This window comes from Rhizobium ecuadorense (assembly GCF_001187535.1).
Lineage (GTDB): Bacteria > Pseudomonadota > Alphaproteobacteria > Rhizobiales > Rhizobiaceae > Rhizobium > Rhizobium ecuadorense.
The window spans coordinates 1-470 of record NZ_LFIO01000370.1; the positions used below are offsets into that span (position 1 = coordinate 1).

A 470-nucleotide genomic window follows, 5' to 3' on the forward strand; every position below is an offset into this window, starting at 1 on the left:
GTGTCTTTATCGGTCGAAGCCCGCGGCGGCGCCCTGCTGGAGAGGCTCGCAGCCTATGGAACGCTCTCCGTGCGCAGCCACGTCGATATCGATACCGAAGTTGGCCTGAAGGGTCTGGAGGCCGTGCTCTCGCTGAAGCAGAGCCATGGTCATCTCGTCGATATCCAGACCGTTGCGTTCCCGCAATCCGGCGTGCTCCGCGATCCCGGCACCGCAGGGCTGCTCGATGCGGCGATCGCCGCATCGAGCAGCCCTGCGGTGCCGGGATCGCGGAGCACGCCGGATTGCGGGAACGCAACGGTCTGGATATCGACGAGATGACCATGGCTCTGCTTCAGCGAGAGCACGGCCTCCAGACCCTTCAGGCCAACTTCGGTATCGATATCGACGTGGCTGCGCACGGAGAGCGTTCCATAGGCTGCGAGCCTCTCCAGCAGGGCGCCGCCGCGGGCTTCGACCGATAAAGACAC

1 protein-coding gene and 1 pseudogene are annotated in these 470 nt (G+C 64.7%); both read right to left on the bottom strand.

All coding sequences use genetic code 11. From position 1 onward, the window contains the following. Nucleotides 1-6: 6 nt before the first annotated feature. On the bottom strand, nt 7-153 hold the full coding sequence (locus tag AF337_RS46470; RefSeq protein ID WP_193393588.1) for a hypothetical protein: 147 nt from the start codon (nt 151-153) through the stop codon (nt 7-9). A 68-nt stretch (nt 154-221) separates the two neighbouring features. Next, nucleotides 222-470, bottom strand: a pseudogene (locus AF337_RS45185) (metal-dependent hydrolase); the annotation flags it as partial.

What these genes read in the sequence shown, in the direction of transcription:
- AF337_RS46470 (WP_193393588.1), bottom strand. Translation starts at nt 153, where the DNA reads ATGACCATGGCTCTGCTTCAGCGAGAGCACGGCCTCCAGACCCTTCAG.